The organism is uncultured Anaerotruncus sp. (genome assembly GCF_902490045.1).
In the GTDB taxonomy this organism is placed as follows: Bacteria; Bacillota; Clostridia; order Oscillospirales; family Ruminococcaceae; genus Anaerotruncus.
This window is the reverse complement of the sequence record NZ_CABUCJ010000140.1, coordinates 1-5,641: the sequence shown is the minus strand read 5'-3', so window position 1 is coordinate 5,641 and position 5,641 is coordinate 1. Positions and strand designations below refer to the sequence as shown.

Annotated in this window: 4 protein-coding genes and 1 pseudogene; 1 reads left to right on the top strand and 4 read right to left on the bottom strand. The window is 59.2% G+C overall.

Annotated features, from left to right (window positions below; genetic code table 11):
* From RDM88_RS11415 to RDM88_RS11405, 3 genes and pseudogenes are all read right to left on the bottom strand, one after another.
* A pseudogene (locus RDM88_RS11415) lies at positions 1-1,111 on the bottom strand (hypothetical protein); the annotation flags it as partial.
* 231 nt (positions 1,112-1,342) lie between these two features.
* Positions 1,343-2,521, bottom strand: coding sequence for a hypothetical protein (locus RDM88_RS11410; RefSeq protein ID WP_308754961.1), 1,179 nt, complete (start codon positions 2,519-2,521; stop codon positions 1,343-1,345).
* Positions 2,522-2,645: 124 nt separating this feature from the next.
* Positions 2,646-3,890: a hypothetical protein gene (locus tag RDM88_RS11405; RefSeq protein ID WP_308754960.1), complete on the bottom strand. Its 1,245-nt coding sequence runs from the start codon at positions 3,888-3,890 to the stop codon at positions 2,646-2,648.
* 293 nt (positions 3,891-4,183) lie between these two features.
* On the opposite strand from RDM88_RS11405, the gene RDM88_RS11400 reads away from it, so the two are divergent.
* The gene (locus tag RDM88_RS11400) at positions 4,184-4,933 is read left to right on the top strand and encodes an SDR family NAD(P)-dependent oxidoreductase (protein ID WP_308754959.1); all 750 of its coding nucleotides are present in this window, start codon (positions 4,184-4,186) and stop codon (positions 4,931-4,933) included.
* A 51-nt stretch (positions 4,934-4,984) separates the two neighbouring features.
* Here RDM88_RS11400 and RDM88_RS11395 read toward each other — a convergent pair whose 3' ends face one another.
* The gene (locus tag RDM88_RS11395) at positions 4,985-5,332 is read right to left on the bottom strand and encodes a helix-turn-helix transcriptional regulator (protein ID WP_308754958.1); all 348 of its coding nucleotides are present in this window, start codon (positions 5,330-5,332) and stop codon (positions 4,985-4,987) included.
* Between the last annotated feature and the right edge of the window lie 309 nt (positions 5,333-5,641).

Below are 5,641 nucleotides of genomic sequence, written 5' to 3'. Positions count from 1 at the left end.
CGGCCGTGATCGGCTTCTCCGCGATGATGTAGGTGCCGAGCTTGCGGGTCTTCAGCTCGAAGACCCATTCATCGTCCTCCGTCAGATAGATGCTGCCCGGCTGGGTGATCGGAACCAGCTCCCCGTCCACAACCTCGTAGACGACGATCGACTCATTGTCCACCGATAGCTCCCCGTCCTCGTCCACGTACGGGAGGCGCAGCCTGAGCGTCGCGCGGCTCGTCGAGGCGATCTGCGGGTTTCCGATGAAATCATAGAGGAACGCATCCTGATCCGCGAAGGATTCCGCGTACTCCGCGTCGTCCCACTTGGTGCTCAGCTTGGGGTAGAACTTCTTCGCGTCGTCGTCGCTCGTGAAGGTGAGCCACGCCAGCGTGTCGTTCTCGTTCTCCCAGGTAATCTCGTTTTCCTCGTTCTTCTGCGGCTTCACTACCACGCCGCCGTCGCCCACGCTGAAATCGGCGTCCGCGTCGCGCAGGCTGTTCTTGACGTAGAAGGTGTAGTCGACGATGACCTTGCCGTTCTTCGCCAGATAGAGGTCGTCGTTAAGCGCAAGGTTGTCCTTTGCCTTGTAGGTCGCGGTCAGCTTGACCTTCGTCTCATCGTCGGTGTAGCCCTCCTTCATCTCCGCCTCGATGAAGCCCCAGCGGTCTGTGGCCTCGTCAAAGAAGTCCTCGTCGCTGACCACATCGCCGATCTTTTTGGAGACGAGCTTGAGCGACTTGATCGCCTTGGCGCCCTCCTCCTTCTTGAATTTCGCCGTGAAGTAGTCGGTCACATCACTTCCGTACCCGAGGTACTCCCAATACAAAGCTGATCCGTACAGAGTACCGCCCGAAACGACTGTGCCGTCGTCCGCGACCGTATCCGAGTAATTTTCTTCCTCAATTTCTTCATCCATATCGGGAATCAGATAAATTTTGGCGGTTGTCGGGACCTCGTCTTCATAATGGTTTCCCCGCATGTCATAAAAGAAGACGCCGTCCGCACGGATATGGACCTCACGGATCACCAACGCGCCCTCCGGGATTTCTGTGTCCCGCGCAAGCGCCGTTACGCCGAGGGAGAGCGCCATTGCCAGCGCAAGGGTGAGTGCCAATAGTTTTTTCATGTTTTATCCTCCTTTTCTCCAAGGCCGCCCAAACAAGGGGGATTGTTGTGCCGCCATGGCGGCACAACACCGAACGGGCCCGTTCGGTGTCTTTCCTGTTTCTTTATTTTACCATTCGCGCATGGTGAACGCAATGCGTCATATCGACATAATTTATTCATATTCTTCGTCATGCAGAGCAATGGCCCGCGGGCTTCCGTCCGCGGGCCATTATGTTCGCTGTGAATCCGCTTATTTCGCGAAGGAGGGGAGGATGGCCTTGACGGGAGCTACGGGCTCCTCGGCGGGCGCTTCCCCGGCGGCCTCCTCTGCGGGGGCCTCGGTCGCTTCCCCGCCGGCCGTGATCGGCTTCTCCGCGATGATGTAGGTGCCGAGCTTGCGGGTCTTCAGCTCGAAGACCCATTCATCGTCCTCCGTCAGATAGATGCTGCCCGGCTGGGTGATCGGAACCAGCTCCCCGTCCACAACCTCGTAGACGACGATCGACTCATTGTCCACCGATAGCTCCCCGTCCTCGTCCACGTACGGGAGGCGCAGCCTGAGCGTCGCGCGGCTCGTCGAGGCGATCTGCGGGTTTCCGATGAAATCATAGAGGAACGCATCCTGATCCGCGAAGGATTCCGCGTACTCCGCGTCGTCCCACTTGGTGCTCAGCTTGGGGTAGAACTTCTTCGCGTCGTCGTCGCTCGTGAAGGTGAGCCACGCCAGCGTGTCGTTCTCGTTCTCCCAGGTGATCTCGTTTTCCTCGTTCTTCTGCGGCTTCACCACCACGCCGCGGGTCCCCGCCGCAAAGTCCTGATCCGCGTCCAGCACCAGATTGGAAACCCAGATGGGTTCTGTGTGGACGGTGATCTTCACGCCTTTGGGGATGTCATATTGGTCGTCCTCGTCACTCTTGAACTCCCGCTTGGCGGTCGCGGTCAGCTCAAAGGAGATCTTGTATTCGTCGTCGGTCGGGAACTCCTTGAGCTTGACCTCCAGCACCCAGTAGCGGCCGGCGCCATAATAGCCGCCGTCTTCATCCATCTCAGGCTCCACAAGGCCTTCCTTCCCGTCGAGCTTTTTCTCGACCAGCTTGACCGAGTTGACATACTTGGAGCCGTCGTCTTTTTTGATCTTGATCTTGACGTCCTTTTCCATATCAATCCGGCCATAATTCCCAAGGATGATATAGACGGTCGCGCCCGATTTGACGGTGTCGTTGTCCGCATCGGCGAAGCGGTCGCCGGGGCTGTCCATCATCGCAAACCAGCTGTTTTTCAGCGTATCCCCGTCGTGGACATATTCGCTCATTGTCCCGAAGACGGCATCGGCAAGTTTGTCCTCATCCGTATCGGCGTGAGCATACGAAACCACACCGAGGGAGAGCGCCATTGCCAGCGCAAGGGTAAGTGCCAGCAGTTTTTTCATGTTTTATCCTCCTTTTCTCCAAGGCCGCCCAAACAAGGGAGATTGCTGCGCCGCCATGGCGGCGTAGCACCGAGCGGGCCCGCGGGCTTCCGTCCGCGGGCCATTGTGTTCGCTGTGAATTCGCTTATTTCGCGAAGGAGGGGAGGATCGCCTTGACGGGAGCCGCGGGGGCCTCCTCAGCGGGCGCTTCCTCGACGGTCTCCGCGGGGATTTCCGCCTCTTCGGGAGCCTCGGCCGCTTCCTCATCGGCCGTGATCGGCTTCTCCGCGATGATGTAGACGCCCAGCTTGCGGGTCTTGGTCCGCAGGACATAGTCGCCGTCGTCCGTCTCAACGAACTGGAACTCGGAGGTGATATCCGCCGGCAGGCCGTCCTCGTCGATCATGTAGACGACGATGTCCTCCGGCTCCACCGTAAGCTCTCCGTCCTCGTCGACGAACGGGTACCGCAGGTCGAGGGTCGCGCGGCTTGTAGAGGCGATCTTCGTCTCGCCCGCCGCGCGCGCCACAAAGTCATAGAGGAAGGCGTCCTGATCCGCGAAGTACTCCGCATAGGTCTGGTCGTCCCAACCGGTAACCATCTTGGGATAGAACTGGCCCTGGTCGTCGTTGCCTGAGAAGCGCAGCCACGCCAGCGTGTCGTTTTCGTTTTCCCAGGTGATCTCGCTGTCGTCGTTCTTCGCGGGCTTGAGGGTTTCGCCGCGGTTGCCCGCCGCGAAGTCTTGGTCCGCGTCGAGCACGCGGTTGGTCACCCAGAAGGGAGCGGTATAAACGGTACACTTGGTTCCCTTGGGAATATAGGGATGCCCTTCGTCCAGATCATAATAATAAATGGGTACCGGAATGTCCTTCTTCGCCGTAGCGGTGAGCTTGAAGGAGATCTTAAATTCGTCGTCGTTATAGAATTCCTTGAGCTTGACCTCGATCGCCCAGACACGTCCGTCGCCATGGTATTCGATCAGCTTCTCCTGATCGGTAAGGAACTCCTTGTCAGGGAGCTTTTTTTCGACGAGCTTAGCGGAAAGGACCTGCTTCGATCCGTCCTCACGGGAGACCTTGATCTTCACTTCCTTATCAAGGTCAGGAAGATCTTCCGACGACTGCAACAGCAGATAAAGGGTCGAGCCCGAAAGGGCCGAATCGTTCTCCGTCTCATCCACGTCCAGGCCGGGGTTCAGCTTGTCGCCAGCATCCAGAAACCACCCATAGATCGAGAGCTCTTCCGAAGCTTCGTCCGCCCACCAAAAAGTATGCCATTTAAGTGCCTCGGAGGCCTCGTCGCCCGGAAGCGCCGCGTCTTCCGCGAAGGCGGCCACACCGAGGGAGAGCGCCATTGCCAGCGCGAGGGTAAGTGCCAACAGCTTTTTCATATTTTCTCCTCCTTCAATCCTCGCGGGCCGCCCGAACAGGGGGGATTGCTGCGCCGCATGGCGGCGCAGCACAGAGCGGGCCCGCTCTGTCTCTTTCCTGTTCTTTCATTTTACCATGTGCGCAAGGTTGCAACAATGCATCAATCCGACATAGTTTCATCCTGTTTTTCATTGTAAATGACAGTTTGTATAAAATTCCCATTGTTTTTTGTCTGCTTCATTAAAAGCGGAATCTGTTTGTGAAACGCGGAAAATTTGGTATACTAATCAAAAAGCAGTATGGAGGAATCGGCATGAAAGCACTGGTGACGGGCGCGAGCTCCGGGCTCGGGCGGGATATCGCGCGGGTACTGTCGGCGCGGGGATGCAAACTGATCTTGACGGCGCGCAGCCGCGGCAGGCTGGAGGCGCTCGCCAAAACGCTGCCCGGCGGCGCGCAGGTCGTCTGCGCGGACCTCTCGGACGAGAAGGAGTGCCGCCGCCTCTACGAACAGCTGCGCGCGGAAAAGATCGACATCCTCGTCAACAACGCCGGGTTCGGGCTGTGCGGCATGTTCGACAAAACCGACCTCGACGACGAGCTGCGGCTGATCGATACGAATATCCGCGCCGTGCACATCCTCACCAAGCTCTTTCTGCGGGATTTTGTCGCGCGGGACAGCGGCTACATCCTCAACGTCGCCTCGTCGGCGGCCTTTTTCCCCGGCCCGCAGATGGCCGCCTACTACGCCTCCAAGGCCTATGTCATGCGGCTGACGGTCGGCGTGCGGGAGGAGCTGCGCCGCCGGGGCAGCCGCGTCTATCTTGGGGCGTTCTGCCCCGGCCCGGTGAACACCGCGTTCAGCAAAACCGCCGACGTGCGGTTTGCCGTGGGCGGGATGCCGAGCCTCGAGGCCGCGCGCCGCGCCGTCGACGGGATGTTCGCCCGCCGCGCGCTCATCATCCCCGGCGGTCTGATGAAAGCCGCCAAGCTGGCCGCGCATTTCGCGTCCGAGCCGTTCGCCGCGCGCGCCTGCTGGCACATGCAGCGGCGAACCAAATAAGCTCCCCGCAAACACGGGGACGCGCATATATGGCCGCCCGGCGGGCGGCCATTACATTTCCCTGGCAAGCTGCATGCAGCCGGCGATCGCGCCCTCAAGCCCTGCGATGACCATTCGCTGCGCAAACGGCGGCAGGCGGTCGAGCATCTGCTGGTACCGCGAGAGGTCGTTTTGGGGAAGCAGGTCGATCACCTGCTCGGGCTGGAGCAGCTCCTCCAGCTCCACACCCAGCGCGGCGGCCACGAGGTCCATCGTTTCAAAGGTCGGATTTGCCCTGCCGCATTCGATGTCGCTGAGCAGTTTCGTGCTGATTCCCGCCAAGTCCGCGAGATTTTCCTGGCTGATTTTCATCCGCTCCCTGCGGTGCTTGATGATCTGACCCAGATTGGCGACTGTCATTGGCGATTTTCCCCTTTTTGTAAAATTATAGGTAAAATCGCCAAATTTCTGAATAAACCAAGTTACGCGTACTATTTTACCAGTCACATGTCCTCAAATTCCATTCGCGCGCGCTCTATCCCATGACGGACCTTTCCCGCCCGGATGCGCCGCGCCGGGCATACCGGAGCAAAAAATCAAGGGAAAAGGCCGGGGAGCGGTTTTTAACCGCTCCCCGGCCTTTCCGGTATGGTTCTGCAATTCCGCGCGCCGCGCCGGGATACCCGGTCACAAAATTCTGCCGCAATCACGCCTGCCGAACGGCAGGCG

Excerpts from the sequence above, each read along its gene's own strand:
- RDM88_RS11395 (WP_308754958.1), bottom strand. The coding sequence starts at position 5,332 with ATGACAGTCGCCAATCTGGGTCAGATCATCAAGCACCGCAGGGAGCGG.
- RDM88_RS11400 (WP_308754959.1), top strand. The coding sequence starts at position 4,184 with ATGAAAGCACTGGTGACGGGCGCGAGCTCCGGGCTCGGGCGGGATATC.
- RDM88_RS11405 (WP_308754960.1), bottom strand. The coding sequence starts at position 3,890 with ATGAAAAAGCTGTTGGCACTTACCCTCGCGCTGGCAATGGCGCTCTCC.
- RDM88_RS11410 (WP_308754961.1), bottom strand. The coding sequence starts at position 2,521 with ATGAAAAAACTGCTGGCACTTACCCTTGCGCTGGCAATGGCGCTCTCC.